This window comes from Cohnella sp. GCM10012308, from assembly GCF_042649185.1.
Classification (GTDB): domain Bacteria; phylum Bacillota; class Bacilli; order Paenibacillales; family Paenibacillaceae; genus Cohnella.
Genome location: NZ_JBHRYU010000006.1, coordinates 146,999 through 163,976, shown reverse-complemented (window position 1 = coordinate 163,976; position 16,978 = coordinate 146,999). Strand labels below are relative to the sequence as shown.

Below are 16,978 nucleotides of genomic sequence, written 5' to 3'. Positions count from 1 at the left end.
GCTGCGATTACGCCTGCCGCTTCCCCCTCACGCTACGCCTCATCCCGCGGATCCGCTGCTTGGCGTCAGCCTCAACCCGGTAGGACTCGACGATTTTCTGCAGAGACTTGTTAAACGTGAAATCGTCAAGCCCGCAGTCCGCCAGATAGGCCTCCGTCCGCTCCGGGAACTTGACGTAGCACATCGAGACCGCCCAGGCGACCGCCATTTTCACATAGTAGCCCTCATGCGACACCCCGTCCAACAACCTAAGCACTTCGTCCACGTGGACTTCGTCGATAAAGTGTTCGAGCATCATGACGACGTCGAAGCGAATGTCGTATTCCCGCGCCGACTTGAGATAAGGCTGAATAAACGCCCATACGGCCGCCTGGTTGCCGCGCGCAAACTTCAGTCCGAGGCAGAACCGATCGCACACTGACCAATTGTCGATTTTCGGCACAAAGTCCGCTATGTACCTTAGCCGCTCTTCCGGCTCCATCCCGGCGTAGCCGATGATCATCGCCTGCAGCATGATTTCTTCAAAAACGTCGTTTCCCGCCGCTTCGAGCCACGCCCGCCAGTCGTCCCGCGCCGCCGCGAGCGCGATTCGCCGCAGCGCGGGCAGGCGGACGCCTATTAAGTTGTCGATGTTCGGAATGAGCGACGACGCGAACTTTTGATAGCCCGGCTCCGCCAATGCCTCCAGCTGCTCTCTAACGGATTGAACGTCCATGCCAGCTCTCCTTCGTTTCGCATACCGCGTTGTTACAGAACCCCATCATAACGCAACGATCGCACGGATAGACGACGGCTGGAATGAAACCGCAAGAAATTATAACGTCTCCCCGGGCGCGGATCGTCCCTCGGACCCGCCGGCCTTGGGCGCCGTCGTCGACGCCCGCACGATAAGCCGCGTCGGAATGCGAACCATTACCCGCTCCTGATTCGGATCCGCGAACAACGACAGCAGGCGGCCGGCTGCTTCATAACCGATCGTCTCCCCCTGCTGCGCCACGCAAGTCGGCGGGATCCGGGCGGCGTCGGCATGGTCGTAATCGTCGAAAAAGACGACCGACAGATCGTCGGGCACGCGCATGCCCGCCGCTTCCGCGACTTGTATAGCCATCTGGCCGATGCTCTCGTTGACGGCGAACAAGGCGGTTACATTGGAATCGCCCGCGAGGAAAGCCGCTATCGCATCCGGCTCCGCGCGCTCCAGCACAAGGCTTCGGTCCAGCACGACGCCGTAGTCGTTGAGCGCTTGGCGGAAGCCCTCCAGCCGTTCCTCCAGGCTGGTCGTGCCTTCGTAAGGCGTCGTCGCGAAGCCGATCCGCCGATGGCCGAGACGCAGCAGATGCTCGGTCGCTTCGTACGCTCCCGCGATATGATCCGAGCAGACGCAGTGGGTCGGCACGCCGCGCACGTAACGGTCGATGACGACGATCGGATACCGGTCGAGCGTCAGCCGCAGCATTTCTTCGCTGTACGTCCGTCCCTCGGCCGGATAGACGATCAAGCCGCGCGCGCCGGCTCGAATCGCCTCCTGCAGCTTGACTTCCTCGATTTCCTGGGAATCTCCCGTCGTCAGCAGCAGCATTCTGAACCGCGAGGGCTCAAGCGCCCGCTCCACGCCGGCGAGCAGGCTGTTCGTCAGCATCCCCCACAGCCTCGGCAGAAGCACGGCCACCGTCTGAAGCTCGCGCTCGCCTGAGGCATCCCGCCCGGTAGCGTATTTGGCCGGCTCGCCCGTCCCCGATTCCTCCGCGACGAAGCTGCCTCTGCCTTGGATGCGAAAAACGACGCCCTCCTCCACCAGCTTGTCCATGGCGCCGCGAATCGTGATTCTGCTGACGTCGAACTGCTTGCAGAGCTGATTTTCGGAGGGCAGCCGCTTGCCCGGCTTCCATTTTCCCGCACGAATCTGATCGCGCACGTAAGACTCGATCTGGGCGTACAACGGCGTACGCTTGCCGCTCCGGCGCTCTTGATCGCCAAGCTCCCGATCGCTGCGTTCCTGATCGCTGCGTTCCTGATCGCCTGCTCGGTCCTTGTGGTCCACGGCATTCTCCCCGCTCTCAAAGTATTACCTTTATACAACTTTATTCTTCCACCGTCTCGACAACCGGTTTACAACGCCATCGCACGAAGCTATGATTCGATTATAACAAGCTTTTAATTACTTGTATATTCGTATTAACAAGGAGGTAATTACGATAAAAAAACCTGTCGCTCATATTGTCTCTCACACGCATTGGGACCGCGAATGGTATATGCCTTACGAGCGCCATCACGTCAGGCTGATCGAGCTGATGGACGTACTGCTCGATACGATGGAGCGCGACCCCGACTACAGGAGCTTTCACCTGGACGGCCAAACGATCATCTTGGACGACTACCTCGAGGTAAGACCCGAGATGCGCGAGCGCCTGACGAAGCTCATCCGCGACGGACGTATCTTGATCGGCCCGTGGTACGTGCTGCAGGACGAATTCCTGACGAGCGCCGAGGCCAACGTACGCAACCTGCTCGTCGGTCATCACGATGCCGCCCGCTATGGCCCTGTGGCGAAGATCGGATATTTCCCGGACTCCTTCGGCAATATGGGGCAGGCGCCCCAGCTCATGCGCCAGGCCGGCATCGCCAACGCGATTTTCGGACGGGGGGTCAAGCCGACCGGCTTCAACAACGCCGTCTCCGACTCCGCGGCTTACGAGTCGCCTTTCTCCGAGATGATCTGGCGTTCGCCGGACGGCTCGGAGGTGCTCGGCGTCCTGTTCGCCAACTGGTACAACAACGGAATGGAAGTCCCCGTCGATCCCGAGGAAGCCCGCGCATATTGGGACGCCAAGCTGAAGGATGCCGAACGCTTCGCCTCTACGCCCGAGCTGCTGTTCATGAACGGCTGCGACCATCAGCCCGTGCAGACCGACCTGCCGGCTGCGATCCGCACGGCCCGGGACCTGTACCCCGGCTATGAATTCGTGCACAGCGATCTGCCTTCCTACGTATCTGCCGTCGAGCGCGCCTCCGACCGCGAATTGACCGTCGTCGAAGGCGAGCTTCGCAGCCAGCGTACGGACGGCTGGTTCACGCTGGCGAGCACCGCCTCCAGCCGCGTCTATATCAAGCAGGCCAATACCAAAGGCCAGATTCTGCTCGAGCGTCTCGCGGAGCCTGCGGCCGCCTTCGCCGCTTCGCTTGGCTTGCCGCATCCGACGCCGCTGCTGGTCCATGCCTGGAGGACGCTCATGCAGAACCATCCGCACGACAGCATCTGCGGCTGCAGCGTAGACGAAGTTCATGCGGAGATGATGACCCGCTTCGCCAAGAGCCGTCATATGGCGGAGCCGATCGTCGAGCGGAGCGTCGCCTATATCGCTTCGAACATCGATACCGCGCGGCTTGTGGGCGACGCGCACGTGCCGTTCGTCGTGTTCAACTTTGCCGGCGCCTCGCGGTCCGGCACCGTCTCCGTCGAGCTTGACGTCGCGCGGCGCGCGTTCGCGGACATCGGTCCGGCCGCCGCCTACGCGGCCATGGAGCCCGTCCGCATCGCGGCCGGCTCCGTCATCGACCACGAGGGCAGTCCCGTGGATGCCGATATCGAGGATCTTGGCGTCCGGTTCGGCTATGAGCTGCCCGACGACAAATTCAGGCAGCCGTATATGGCAAGACGAATCCGCGTCACCCTAAGCGCGGACAACGTGCCTTCCCAAGGCTATCGGACCTATGCTTGGCGTTCAGCAGAATCGGAGCAAGCCGTCATGGCGCCGGTCGCGGCCGAGCTGGAGGAAGCCGTAGTCGCCTCGGTCGATCCCGCCGCTCTTTCGCTGGAAAATGAATATATCGCCGTGGCCGTCGGCCCTAACGGGAGCTTGTCGCTTACGGATAAAGAAACCGGGGAAGTTTATCGCGATCTCGGCGTCTTTGAAAACACGGGCGACATCGGCAACGAGTATGTGTATGTCCAGGACGGCGGCCGCAAGAATCTCTCGACGGATGCGCTGTCGGCGGAGGTCAAGCTCGTCTCGCGCAGCGCCTGGCGCACGACGGTCGAGATCGTCCATCGCTGGGAAATTCCCGCAGAGGCGGATGCCCTGCTGGAGCACGAGCGCGCGACGATGACGCACCTCCCGGACCGCAAGGCCGGCAGATCGGCGCAGACAGTGCCGCTCGTCATCACGACGCTCGCCACCGTCGAGCGCGGCGTCAAAGCCTTGAAGCTGAAGGTGCGCTACGAAAATCACGCCAAGGATCATCGCTTGCGCTTGCGGTTCCCGACCGATGCGGCGGCATCCGGCGTCCACTATGCCGACTCGATCTTCGAGATCGCGGAGCGTCCGAACGAGCCCGCGGCGGAGTGGCGCAACCCGAGCAACGCGCAGCACCAGCAGGCGTTCGCCGCCGTGGACCATGGCAAACGGGGGCTGGCCGTCGCCAATATCGGACTGAACGAGTACGAGGTGCTCCGCGACGGCCGCGGCACGATCGCCGTGACGCTGCTCCGGGCGGTCGGCGAGCTCGGCGACTGGGGCGTGTTCCCGACGCCGGAAGCGCAGTGCCTCGGCGCGCAAGAAGCGGAGCTGGCGATCATCCCCTACGGCGGCGCCGACGGACGCTATGCGGCCGCGCAGGAAGCGTACGCCTTCCAGGTGCCCTGGATCGCCGTTCAGACGGACGCGCATGCCGGCTCGCTGCCGGCCGCATACAGCCCGCTCTCCTGGACGGGCGAGCGCCTGGCGCTGACCGCCTTCAAACGCGGCATTCAAGGCGAGGATCGCTTCTACCGCTGGTTCAATATGAGCGGCGCGCCCGCCAAGCTCGCGCTGCAAGCGGACGCGGATTCGGAATGGTATTTGAGCAACGTGCTGGAAGAGCGGCTCGGCGTACTCGCGCCTGACGCGGACGGGATCCTCCGCGTGGACGTACGTCCTTGCGAGATCGTCACGATCGGCCGCAAACTTTTATAAGCCTTTCATAATCCTTTCATAATCCTTTCATGAACGCGTCCGGCCTCTGCAAGCGGCCGCCCGGCAGATCCGACGATCCGGGCGGCCGCTTTTTTTGTCCGTTCGAGACGATCTAAATGAACATATGGCCGTCCCCCGGCTCGTACAATAAAAGATCTGCGAGCCTATCCAGGGACGGGGGACATGCGCATGCGAATTGATTCCGGCGGATTCGAGGTCGTCTATCACGGCAGAGTGTTCGCCTATAAGATGAATCCGATCGAGATTACGTTGTCCGAGGAAAACGATCCGCTTACGTTCTTGTTTTGCATCGAAAACGAGCCCGAACGGGACGACTTCGAGACGGACATCCGGCTCGTGCAGCACAATAAAGTCCGGATCGCCTGCATCAACTTCCCGAGAGGCAAGCCGACGGGCAACGACGATATGATCCATCTTGGCGTATTGAACAACCGCAGGCTGTCCCTGAGCTACGAGGTGACGATTAATTACGAAGCGACCGCATGGGTGCTGTCCTTTACGTTTTTCGCCGGCGAGGGGGTCCAGGGGCCGTGAACAAAATCGAGATTCAAGATCCGAAGGTCGCCAGCAAGATCATCGCGGCGAACGCCGAGAGCGAGAAACGCAAAGCCGAGCTTGGCTTTTTGGGGCGTTTTTTCGGTTCGGGGGAAAACGTCCGGCTGTATATCGTCGGCACGATCGCGCTCGGCGTGCTGCTCATCGCGCTCGTCTACACGCTCGTTCCCGAGCGGAACCGGTCTTCGGACTTCGGCTTGAAGGACCTGTGGACGCTCGTAGTGCTCCCCGTCGAGTCGACGATCATCGGCTACTTGATCGGATCCAGGACGGGAGAGGCCGCCGAAAAGAAAACGAATCCTTGAAGGCATACCGGAAACCTGAGGAAAAACCGAAATCGGAAGACAAACCACCGCCTGAAGACAAACTGCCACCTGAAGACAATCCCAATCCCCGAAGACAAACGCCGCGAAACAAGCGGCTTTTTTAATGCAACGACGGCCGGCGCGGTCTTAACGATTGTTGAGGCGCGTGCCTCCGAATGCCTGGCGATAGGCGGTCGGCGTCACGCCGGCGAGCCGCTTGAACCACTTGGCGAACTGCTTGTCGTCGCCGAAGCCGACGCGTGCCGCGATCTCCTTGACCCCCAGCTTCCCGCCGGCCAGCAGCTCCTTCGCGGCATCCAGCTTCAGGCCGTGAATATAATCGAGCAGACCCGAGCCGAATCGCCGCTTGAACATGCGGGACAGGTAGTCTTTGTTGTACCCGATGTGGTCGGCAATCCGGCCGACCGTGATATCCGGATCCAGCGCATGAAGCCGCGTCCATGCGAGCAGCTCGTACAGTTGGGCGTCCATCGCGGGCCTGCCGTCCGAATCCTGCAGCTGGTCGGCGAGCTCGATCAACAGGCACGTCAAAAAATAATCTCCCGCGCCACGAATTCGGTAACCGCCGTTGGCGGCATGAAGCAGCTGGCGCGCCAAAATATGCACCCGGTTCGGGTTCGGGCAGCTCGCGTACCTTGGCATCTGACCCGCCGGCGCTTCATCCCCCGCTTCGGGAACGAAAAAGTGGAACCAATAAAAAGAGACGCCCGGCGTGGAAAGCCGGTAGCCACGATGGCGCTCCCCGGGCATGAGGAACAATACATCCCCCGCCCGCACCTCGTACATGCTCCCGCCCGTCTCCATGAAGACGACGCCGGAAACGCCGACGATCAATTCATAGTCCGCGATCGCGCGGTCCATATGCAACCAGGTCTCGTCCGACAAGAAGTGCCCGCCCATTTGCAAGCGATAGGGCTCGTGCAAGTATAAAGGCAGCATGCCGCGCTCCATCCTTCCCTGCCTCCGGTTCATTTTGAGGTCAGTTTTTGACACCTATTATACTTGATCGCCTACCGACAAGGGAGCCCGGATTGTCTTAAAATAGGGGAGCAGCGAATCGCGAACAATGCGCGGCCCGCGGTGCTGCGAGATCGGATGACAATCCCCCTTATGGAGCGTGAATAAAATGGCTCTTCGCAACCAGACTGCCTTCCCCCGTCCCCTTGCGCTTAAAAATGTCAGTATACAGGACGATTATTGGTCTCCCTATATTAAACTCGTACGGGATACGGTCATTCCCTATCAATGGGAGGCGCTCAACGACCGCGTCGCCGACGCGGAACCGAGCCATGCGATCCGGAATTTCCGCATCGCGGCGGGTAGGGAGGAAGGATCGTTCGGCGGCTTCGTTTTTCAGGATACGGATTTGTATAAATGGCTTGAAGCCGTCGGCTACGCGCTGGCCGCAACGCCCGACGCCGACCTGGAGCGGGTCGCCGACGAGGCGATCGCGCTCGTCGCGGCCGCCCAGCAGGACGACGGCTACCTGAACACGTACTTCACGGTCGCGGAGCCGGGCAAGCGATGGACGAACCTGACGGACTGCCATGAGCTGTACACAGCTGGCCACCTCATCGAAGCCGCTGTAGCATACGCCGGCGCGACGGGCAAAATAGCGCTGCTCAACGTCGCCTGCCGTCTCGCCGACCATATCGACGAGACGTTCGGGGACCGTCCCGGCCAAATCCGGGGCTACGACGGCCACCAGGAGATCGAGCTGGCGCTGGTCAAGCTGTACGAGGCGACCGGCGAAAAGCGGTATCTGGATTTGGCCGGCTTCTTCATCGACGAACGCGGCCGGCAGCCGAGCTTCTTCCATCAGGAATGGGAAGCGCGGGGCCGTATCTCTTACTGGACGCCAGGCGTCGTCCAGCAGACGCCCCCGTCGCTGTCCTACCATCAGGCGGACAAGCCCGTTCGCGAGCAGGAGGTCGCGACGGGCCATGCCGTGCGCGCGATGTATATGTATGCCGCGATGGCCGATCTGGCCGTCCGGAGCGGCGACGACAGCCTGCTCGCCGCCTGCAGGCGGCTGTGGGCCAATACGGTCCGCAAGCAGATGTATGTGGTCGGCAGCGTCGGCTCCACGCACCATGGCGAGGCGTTCACGTTCGATTACGACCTGCCTAACGATACGAACTATTCGGAAACCTGCGCATCGATCGGCTTGATGATGTTCGCGCAGCGCATGCTGCAAAACGAAGTGAAAAGCGAATACGGCGACGTGATGGAGCGCGCGCTGTACAATACCGTCACCGCAGGCATGGCGAAGGACGGCAAGCACTTTTTCTATGTCAATCCGATGGAAGTATGGCCGGCGGCTAGCGCGGGCAATCCGGGCAAGCACCATGTGAAGGCCGTGCGGCAAAAATGGTATGGCTGCGCCTGCTGTCCGCCCAACGTCGCGCGTCTGCTCTCTTCCCTCGGCCATTATGCCTTTGCAGCAAGCGAAGACACGCTATTCGCGCATCTGCATATCGGCGCCGAGGCGAATCTGACGCTTGCCGGCAGGCAGGTTGGCGTGCGAATGGAGAGCGGGCTGCCGTGGGCGGGCCGGGTCGGCCTGACCATCACCGAAGCTGCTGCCGGCACCGGAGAATTCACGCTTGCCATTCGGGTACCGGCCTGGTCCGGTCACACCTCATTTACTTTAAACGGAGAGAGCGTAACGCCGCACATTAGGGACGGCTACGCCTACCTGCGCCGGCAATGGCAGGCAGGCGACGTATTCGGCATGGCGCTCGATATGAAGCCCCGGCGTATCTACGCCGCCGCCGAAGTGCGCGCGAACGCCGGCCGCGTCGCGCTGCAGCGCGGTCCGCTCGTCTATTGCCTGGAGGAAGCGGACAACGGCGCTCCGCTGGCCGGATTGTCGATTCGCGCCGGGTCCGAGCTCCGCGAGGCGGCCGGCGAAGGACGCCTCGCCGGCGCGATCCTGATCGAGACCGACGGGCTCCGGCTCGAAGAGCCGGCAAACGCCGGCGGCGACTTGTACCGCAGCGAGCCGCCGGTGCGGATTCCGCAGCGAATCGTTGCCGTGCCTTACACGCTGTGGGGCAACCGCGAGCCGGGCGAAATGCAGGTGTGGGTGCGCGAGGAAACTTAAACGGAAATCCGAAACCAGGAAACCTTCATGCGTCAGGGCCTTGCGCCCTGGCGTTTTTCTTGTCCGCATGCTCAGTCCCAGTTATTTCTGCAAGTAATGGACATACTAGCCTCACTATCGCTCGCTTGGACGGGCATACGGCGGGGAGCGAACGCGCTTGATTCAATTCGACGGCGTCACCAAGAAATATCCGGACGGCACCAGCGCCCTGAAAGGCATCAACCTCGAGATCGGGGAAGGCGAGCTCGTCACGCTGATCGGCCCGAGCGGATGCGGCAAGTCTACCACGATGAAAATGATCAACCGGCTCGTGGAGCCGACGAGCGGACGAATCTCCATCGACGGGAAAGACATCTCCAAGATCAATCCCGTCCGGCTCAGGCGGGAGATCGGCTATGTCATCCAGCATATCGGGCTGTTTCCGCATATGACGATCAAGGACAACGTCGCGATCGTGCCGCGCCTCAAGCGTATGGACAAAAAGGCGTACGAGCGCCGGATCGACGAGTTGATGGACATGGTCGGTCTCAACCCCGAACAGTACCGCGACCGGTACCCTTCCGAGCTGAGCGGCGGCCAGCAGCAGCGGATCGGCGTCATCCGGGCGATGGCGGCGGAGCCTTCCATCATCCTGATGGACGAGCCGTTCAGCGCGCTCGACCCGATCAGCCGCGAGCAGCTGCAGGACGAGCTGATCCGGCTGCAGGAGACCGTCAAGAAGACGATCGTCTTCGTCTCCCACGACATGGACGAGGCGCTCAAGATCGCGGACCGCATCGTCCTGATGAAGGGCGGCGAGATCGTGCAGGCCGATACCCCCGAACGCATTTTGCGGCGCCCCAAAAACGACTTCGTCCGCAGCTTCATCGGCGAAGGCCGGCTGAACGAAGCCTCCGAGCATCTGTCGGTAGAGGACGTCATGCTGTGGAATCCCGTTACGGTGTACCAGTCCCGCGGCCTGGCGCACGGCGCGAAGTTAATGAAGCAGCATCGCGTCAACGGCCTGCTCGTGCTCGATAAAAATCGCGTGCTGCAGGGCGTCGTATCGAGGGAGGCGCTCGAGGAAAATTACCGGAACGAGGAGCTGACGCTGCAGGAAATCATGCGTGCCGACATCCCGAACGTCGTCGTCGGCTCTAGCGTCGCCGAGGCGGTAGACGTCATGAAGCAGCACGGCATGAGCTACCTGCCCGTCGTCCACCCGAACGGCCAGATCGCGGGTCTCGTGACCAATTCCAGCCTGATCGACGCTCTGCTCAAGCAGATCTGAACGGAGGCCGCCATGAATCTTTGGGACGTATTCATCAACCGGCGCGACGACATCGTACGCGCTACGCTCGAGCATCTGCAAATTTCGTTCATCGCGCTTTTCATCGCCATCGTCATTTCGGTCCCCGCGGGACTTGCCTTGACGCGCTTCCGGCGCCTCGCATCCCCCGTCATCGGGCTGACCTCGCTGTTCCAGACGATCCCGAGCCTCGCGCTGCTCGGCTTCATGATCCCGCTCGTCGGCATCGGCCGGGTGCCGGCCATCATCGCGCTGACGGTGTATGCCCTGCTGCCGATCCTGCGCAATACGTATACGGGCATCATGAACGTGGAAAAGCCGATCAAGGAAGCCGGCATCGGCATGGGCATGACGGGCATGCAGGTGATGTGGCGCATCGAGCTGCCGCTTGCGCTGAACGTCATTATGGCGGGGATCCGCACCGCGACGGTCATGGTGATCGGCGTCGCCACGCTCGCCTCGCTGGTCGGGGCCGGCGGCCTTGGCGACCTCATCTTCCGCGGCATCTCGACGGTCAATACCGAGCTGATTCTGGCGGGCACGATACCTGCCGCGCTGCTTGCCTTGCTGCTCGACTTTTTGCTGGAACGGATGGAACGGGCGGTCACGCCGCCCGGCTTAAGGCCGGTCGGCCGCAAACGGACGAATCGCTTCATGCGGGGCGTGGAGATCGCGCTCGGCGTCCTGCTCGTCGCGGCGATCGCGACCAGCTTGCTGGGCAGCGGCGGGCTCGGATTCGGCGGCGGCGGCGGCGGCAAGACGATCACCGTCGGAGGCAAAAACTTCACCGAGCAGGACATCCTCGTCCATATGCTGTCTTCCCTGATCGAGGCCAAAACCGATCTGAAAGTCGTGCGCAAGCCTTTTCTCGGGGGCTCCCAGGTGACGCACAGCGCGCTCACGAGCGGCGGCATCGACCTGTATCCGGAATATACGGGAACGGGCTGGTCCTCGGTGCTTGGCGAAGCGCCCGTCGGAGGGGATCCGCAGACCACGTACGACAAAGTTAAAGAAGCCTATGCGACGCGATTCGGCGTGACCTGGCTGCCGCCGCTCGGCTTTAACAACACCTATACGCTGTCAATGCGGGCAGACAAGGCAAAGAGCCTCGGCATCGACACGATGTCGCAGCTGGCTGCGCGTTCGTCCGAGCTGACGCTCGGCGCGACGCATGAATTCCTCGAGCGGGAGGACGGCTTCAAGGGACTGCAGGCCGCCTACGGCATGCAGTTCAAGAAGGTGACCGGACTGGACCCGGGCTTGACCTACGGCGCGGTCAAGGAGGGCACGACCGACGTCAACGACGCTTTCTCGACGGACGGACGCATCCCGGCGTTCAAGTTGAAGACGCTTAAGGACGACAAACAATTTTTCCCGCCGTACTATGCGGCCGTCGTCATTCGCGACAATACGCTGAAGGCGCATCCCGAGCTGGAAGAGACGCTGAACCTGCTGGCCGGCAAAATCGACGACGCGACGATGTCCGCGCTGAACGGGAAGGTCGATCTGGAGCGCAAGGAGCCGCGGGCCGTGGCGGAAGCGTGGCTGAAGGAGCAAGGCCTGATCTGACGAACGTGCCGGAAGGCTCCTTAGTCCATGATGATCCTGTGATGGTGCGTATACACGTTGAGCGCGTCAGCACGGATAAATCCGACGCACGTAATGCCAAGATCGTCGGCCAGCCGGAGCGCAAGGTCCGTCGGCGCGGACTTGGACAAGAGCAGCGGGCAGCCGATCTTGGCGGCTTTAAGGACGACCTCGGAGGAAAGGCGGCCGCTGAATACAATCGCCCGGTCTCTGGCGGCGATCCGATGGCGGATGCAGTGGCCGAACAGCTTGTCGAGCGCATTGTGCCGGCCGATGTCTGCCCGCGTCTCCGACGCGCCCGATTCGTCGATCAGCGCGGCGTTGTGCACGCCGCCCGTCGCCGCGAATTCGGCCGAAGCCGCCTGCAGTCCCGACATCCATTCGAAGCAGCGCTCGGCTGGAATTCGCAGTCCGCCGGACAACGTTTTGGCCGTTCTGGCGTCGTTCTGAAAATAAAACTGCCGGCTTTTGCCGCAGCAGGAGCCGATCATGCGCTTCGAGTAGAAATCCTTGGCGGTGGATTGCGGACGGACGAGCTCGACGCGGGCAAAGCCGCCTTGAGCGTCCATCGTCAACGCCTTCATATCTTCGCGGATGCGAATGACGCCCTCGGAGCCGAGGAAGCCGACGACCAGATCCGTCAGGTCGCTTGGCGAGCAGACCAAGGTCGCGAACTCCTCGCCGTCGACGATCAACGTGAGCGGATATTCGGCCGCCACATCCTCTTCGCGCTCGGTGACGATCCCCGCTTTCATTTTCGTCGCCGTCCATTTTACGATCGAAGGTCGTTCCATCCCGGTCCCTCCCCTGCGTCTATTCCGGCATGTCGATGTCCAATTCCTCGATTCGCTTCTCTACATACCGCGTATCCTTCAGCGCATGGTACGATTCGGCCTTTTCCACGACGACCGCCGCGTTATATTCGGGAATGCCCGCATGGGGCTCGTAGACCCCTTTGGGAAACAGCATATTGCCCTCCGGCCAATACAGCTCGAGGTTGCCCGCGGCCATCGCCGCCGCTTTGAGCCTGCCGTGAAATACGCCATGCCGGTTATAGACGACGACGGCATCTCCCTCCCGAATGCCGAGCTCCTCCGCGTCCGCAGTGTTCATCAGCACGTCGTACCGCCCGGCTCCGTTGAACGGATCAAGCTCGCCGTACACCATCGAATTAAACTGCTTGCCGCGGCGCGTCGTCGCGTAGAACCGGCCTTCGGGCTTGCGAAGCTCCGGGAGCTCGATCGGCAGAAGCCTGCCCTTGCCGTCCGGGGTCGGAAACTCGCCGCCTTCGCAAAGCCAAGCCCCGCCCCATTGGAAGACGTCGCCGCGCGCCCGCAGATGCTGGATGCCGTCGTAGTTCGGCGCGGCCATGGCGATCTCCTCGCGGACGGCAGCCGCATCGGCAAAGGCCGCAGCCTCTCGCAGCTCCGGTCTGACGCGGGCCGCCAGATCGGCATAAATCCGCCACTCGGGCCGGGCTTCCCCGATGCGCGGTCCTTCGATTTCCGGCGAGAAATACACCATTCGTTCCGTCGAGGTGGACGTGCCGCCTCCGGTCTGCTCGTACCGGGTCATGGCGGGCAGCACCCACACCTCTTTTTGGGCGTCGACGAGCGTAGAGGTATTGAGGACGATATCCTGATGGACGCGCACGTCGACGTTTTCCAGGCAGCTCCGCACGAAGTCGGGGTCCGGCATCGTCTCGAGGAAGTTGCCGCCGGACGTGTAGAATACCTTGAGCTTGCGCTCATGATCGCCCGGCAGCATCGCATTCTCCAGCGACACGCCGACGATGTCGCCCTGCCAGCGCGGCAGTTCGAATCCCCACATCGCCTCGATACGCCGGATGTGTTCCTCCTGAAAATCCCCGCCGGGCAGGCTGAACGGGTCCGCCCCCATTTCGCCGGAGCCCTGAACTCCGCTATGGCCGCGGATCGGCATAACGCCGCAATGCTCCCTGCCTATAAAGCCGCGGAGCAGCGCCAGGTTGGCGACCTGCGAGATGTTGTCCGTACCGAAGCGGTGCTGGGTGAGCCCCATGCTCCAGACGAAGACGCCGCTGCGCGAGGCGGCCAGCAGCTGCGCGAACTCGGCCATCCGCTCGCGCGACAAGCCCGACGATCGTTCGAGCGCGCCCCATTCTTGTTCGCGCACATGCGTCCTCAGCGCTTCGTAACCGTTCGCGTGCGCCTTCACGAACGCATGATCGATAGCCGAGCCGGGCCGGTCGTCCTCCATGTCGAACCAATGCTTCATCACGCCGTTCATGAACGCGATGTCGCCGCCGATGTTCACCTGGTAAAAATCGTCGGCCAGCTTCGTGCCGAACAGCGCGGACTCGGGGATCGAAGGCACCCAGTAGCCCTCCATCGCCGGCTCGCGGTACGGATTGATAACGATAATCTTCGTGCCTTTGCGCTTGGCGGCGTACATATATTTGGTGGACACCGGCTGGTTGTTCGAAGCTACGCTTCCCCAAAACACGAGCACGTCCGTGCCGATCCAATCCTTGTAGCTGCAGCTCGAAGCGCCGATGCCAAGCGACCGCTTCATCGCGGTCTTCGAGGGCGAATGGCAGATGCGCGACGCGTTGTCGATGTTGTTCGTGCCGATCAGGCGGGCAGCCTTGGCTGCGGCGTAGTACGATTCGTTCGTAATGCCGCGCCCTGTCAGGTAAAAGGCCAGCTGCTTCGGATCCACGCCGCGGATGCGGCTTGCGATGCGATCGAGCGCTTCGTCCCACGACACGCGCCTGAAGCCGCGCTCGCCTTTCTCCCGCAAGAGCGGATAAGGAATGCGTCCCAATTTTCGCAGCTGCGCGCTGTCCATACGTCTGAGCGCGTCGATATCGGCATGCAAAACGTCCGGCTTGATCGGCCCCATCGTATTCAGCCGCAGCACGTTCAGCCGCGTCGTGCACAGATGCGGGCCCATAAGTGTCTGGTCGTATAGGCCGGACACGCCGAGCGCGCAGCCGTCGCAGACGCCCTGCGTCAGGATTCTGTAGGCGTACGGCAGATTGTCGCGGTTATCCCAGACGACCTTCATCGTATCGCGGATATGATGCGGCTTCTGCCTGCCGAGTCCGAACGGCACCTTGCTCACCCACAGCCTGGGATCCGGACGCCCCGGCAGCTTGGTCCGTCCCGAATGCTTGGTTTTGCCCATGATCGTCGACCTCCGCGTCCGCTGGGATGGAAATGAAAAAGCCGCGAAGGTCGGGAACAGGTTCGCTGCTCCCTGACGTGCGGCTTCGAGTATTTTTATTCTAGCAGGCTCCGGATCTTGTCTGCAACCGTTTTCAACAAGCGGACTCCTCTCAATTGTCTGTCTTTATTTAATTCGAAAAACAGGGCCTCTGGGCGGAAAAGGCAGGCTTTTGCCTTTAGGGATAATAAAAGCGTGGTCGCGCCTGATCGTCAGCCTGTCGCATTCGCCGTCGGTAATCACTAATAACGGTCCGGTTTCCGGAAAATCTCTCGCTTTTTCGATCAGATCGATAGCCGGCTGCAAAACGGTGCCTCCGCGGCCTTTGATTTTGACTTTGCCGGCGATTTCTTCCGGGGACATATAACCGGCGTCGTAGGCCGCCGCGTCGCAAAACACGACGCGAACAAACGGTACGTCCCGGTTGATCGAATAATTGGCGATGCACCCTAAAGCCTGACCCAGCAGCTGAAGTCCCATTGATCCGGAAGTATCGATAACCACCGCAAACGTTCTTGCCGCATCGTATGGATTTTTGTACGCCGGCCTTGCGATGTCGGGCGTGGAGGATTGACGGCGCGAGAGCCGCGAATACGTTCTGTATTTCTCGACGCTCGGAAAGTGCTCGTCGAACCACTGGGCCAGTTCCACATCCCAAGGTACGGGCGGATGCCCCAGCGCCCGGATTTCTTGTATAAGTCCCGCAGGCAACAATCCCCGCCCGGTTTCTTGATGGTATTCGAGCCCCTGCATGATCGCTCTTTTGCAAAAGTCATCCAGATCCTGGCCCTCGCGGTGGTCCCAGAAGCCTTTATAGCCCTTGTCCAGCATATCGGTCAGTCCGCTGCCGCGAAGCGTCGCAAGCTTGCGGTTGGTGCGAATATTGTTGGTCAACCGGTCATAAATGGTTTCGGCCGAAAGATTTTTCAGCTCGGGATCGTACAAGACGCCGATACGGGGAAGCGCGCCGACATTCATTTCGACCAGCCAGCCATTAATCACGTAATCGCAGGCCACGTTCCACAATTCATGATCGCGTCCCGCACAACGCTGATGATGTCGGAGCGCCGCATGCAGGAGCTCATGGGCCATTACAAAAATCGTTTCCGCTTCATCCAGACCAGCGGTCGGATTCATATAGATTTCCTGATCGATCACGTCTATGGCAGCGACCGTAATTTGAAACTGCTGGCAGATCGCAACGTCTTCTATGATCTTAAAGCCGCTGGCCAGCGCGCCCAAAAGCGGATAGTGATTAACAAACCACTCTTTTGCCTTTTGCGCTTTTGTTTTCTGGCCGGCGTTCGTCGTGTATAAGGAATCGGTATATCCCGCCGACACATTCACCGCCGCCCTGACGGCGTTGGCGATGCCTTGCGCGAGCAGCTCGGCCCACTGGATATCGCGGTGATGATGCCGGAACTTTCTATTTTGGCTAAATAAAATGTCGGGAGCATTCACGCCGCCGGTTCCGAAATAGGCCAGTGAATCCGGGACCCCTCGCCTCTGAAAGATTTCGAGCAAATGGTATTCGTCGCGAAACGTAAAAGGAAGCTGCGTTTCAATATCTTGAGGCGCCTTGCCCATCTTGAGGTCCGCCAGAAATTTGTTAACGACGGCGTCGGATGCGCCTTGCCAGAAGCGTTCGTCCACGTTGTCCGGCTTGGTCGCATGCCCGAACCCCAAATGAAGCAGGCAGTGCGCGAGCACAAATACCCACTCCTCTTTAGTTAAATGGCGCTTCGGATGCGCATAAAGCACGCCTCTGACATCCACCACGCAGTAGCCATGCTCCGGACAAGCATTGTTTTTATCGCGGTTGAAATGCGTATGCTTGGCAATCGGCGAAAACAGCGGGTGCGTCAACATTTCTCCGACGGCTTCGCGATAAGTTAAATCCCATGGATTCTGGCTTGCGGTCGATTTGCTCATAGAC

At 61.1% G+C, this 16,978-nt stretch carries 12 protein-coding genes; 6 read left to right on the top strand and 6 right to left on the bottom strand.

From position 1 onward, the window contains the following. Positions 1–7: 7 nt before the first annotated feature. Both ACFOTD_RS10085 and ACFOTD_RS10080 read right to left on the bottom strand, forming a co-directional pair. Positions 8–715, bottom strand: coding sequence for a DNA alkylation repair protein (locus ACFOTD_RS10085; RefSeq protein WP_378118227.1), 708 nt, complete (start codon positions 713–715; stop codon positions 8–10). A 99-nt stretch (positions 716–814) separates the two neighbouring features. Beyond that, complete coding sequence (locus ACFOTD_RS10080) at positions 815–2,041, bottom strand: GntR family transcriptional regulator (RefSeq protein ID WP_378118225.1); 1,227 nt, start codon at positions 2,039–2,041, stop codon at positions 815–817. Between the two features lie 148 nt (positions 2,042–2,189). Between ACFOTD_RS10080 and ACFOTD_RS10075 the strand changes: the two genes are divergently transcribed. The 3 genes from ACFOTD_RS10075 (at position 2,190) to ACFOTD_RS10065 (ending at position 5,833) form a co-directional block, all read left to right on the top strand. Continuing rightward, on the top strand, positions 2,190–4,952 hold the full coding sequence (locus ACFOTD_RS10075; RefSeq protein WP_378118405.1) for an alpha-mannosidase: 2,763 nt from the start codon (positions 2,190–2,192) through the stop codon (positions 4,950–4,952). 189 nt (positions 4,953–5,141) lie between these two features. After that, a complete protein-coding gene (locus tag ACFOTD_RS10070) occupies positions 5,142–5,507 on the top strand; it encodes a DUF6864 domain-containing function (protein ID WP_378118223.1) in 366 nt (121 codons plus the stop codon). Next, complete coding sequence (locus tag ACFOTD_RS10065) at positions 5,504–5,833, top strand: hypothetical protein (RefSeq protein WP_378118221.1); 330 nt, start codon at positions 5,504–5,506, stop codon at positions 5,831–5,833. The genes ACFOTD_RS10070 and ACFOTD_RS10065 overlap by 4 nt, the downstream gene beginning before the upstream one ends. A gap of 147 nt (positions 5,834–5,980) precedes the next feature. On the opposite strand, the gene ACFOTD_RS10060 is transcribed toward ACFOTD_RS10065, so the two are convergent. Beyond that, the gene (locus ACFOTD_RS10060) at positions 5,981–6,805 is read right to left on the bottom strand and encodes a helix-turn-helix transcriptional regulator (RefSeq protein WP_378118219.1); all 825 of its coding nucleotides are present in this window, start codon (positions 6,803–6,805) and stop codon (positions 5,981–5,983) included. A 175-nt stretch (positions 6,806–6,980) separates the two neighbouring features. Between ACFOTD_RS10060 and ACFOTD_RS10055 the strand changes: the two genes are divergently transcribed. The 3 genes from ACFOTD_RS10055 to ACFOTD_RS10045 all read left to right on the top strand — a co-directional run bounded on the left by ACFOTD_RS10055 (position 6,981) and on the right by ACFOTD_RS10045 (position 11,817). Beyond that, a complete protein-coding gene (locus ACFOTD_RS10055) occupies positions 6,981–8,960 on the top strand; it encodes a glycoside hydrolase family 127 protein (RefSeq protein ID WP_378118217.1) in 1,980 nt (659 codons plus the stop codon). Positions 8,961–9,117: 157 nt separating this feature from the next. After that, positions 9,118–10,230, top strand: coding sequence for an ABC transporter ATP-binding protein (locus tag ACFOTD_RS10050; protein ID WP_378118215.1), 1,113 nt, complete (start codon positions 9,118–9,120; stop codon positions 10,228–10,230). Between the two features lie 12 nt (positions 10,231–10,242). Beyond that, on the top strand, positions 10,243–11,817 hold the full coding sequence (locus tag ACFOTD_RS10045; protein ID WP_378118213.1) for a glycine betaine ABC transporter substrate-binding protein: 1,575 nt from the start codon (positions 10,243–10,245) through the stop codon (positions 11,815–11,817). Between the two features lie 20 nt (positions 11,818–11,837). Here the strand turns inward: ACFOTD_RS10045 and fdhD are convergent, their stop codons facing one another. From fdhD to ACFOTD_RS10030, 3 genes are all read right to left on the bottom strand, one after another. Then, positions 11,838–12,629, bottom strand: a complete 792-nt coding sequence (gene fdhD / locus ACFOTD_RS10040; RefSeq protein WP_378118211.1) for a formate dehydrogenase accessory sulfurtransferase FdhD — start codon at positions 12,627–12,629, stop codon at positions 11,838–11,840. A 19-nt stretch (positions 12,630–12,648) separates the two neighbouring features. Continuing rightward, entirely contained in the window at positions 12,649–15,003 is a 2,355-nt protein-coding gene (locus ACFOTD_RS10035; protein ID WP_378118209.1) for an FdhF/YdeP family oxidoreductase, read from the bottom strand. A 165-nt stretch (positions 15,004–15,168) separates the two neighbouring features. Beyond that, positions 15,169–16,974, bottom strand: coding sequence for a DUF2201 family putative metallopeptidase (locus ACFOTD_RS10030; protein ID WP_378118207.1), 1,806 nt, complete (start codon positions 16,972–16,974; stop codon positions 15,169–15,171). Between the last annotated feature and the right edge of the window lie 4 nt (positions 16,975–16,978).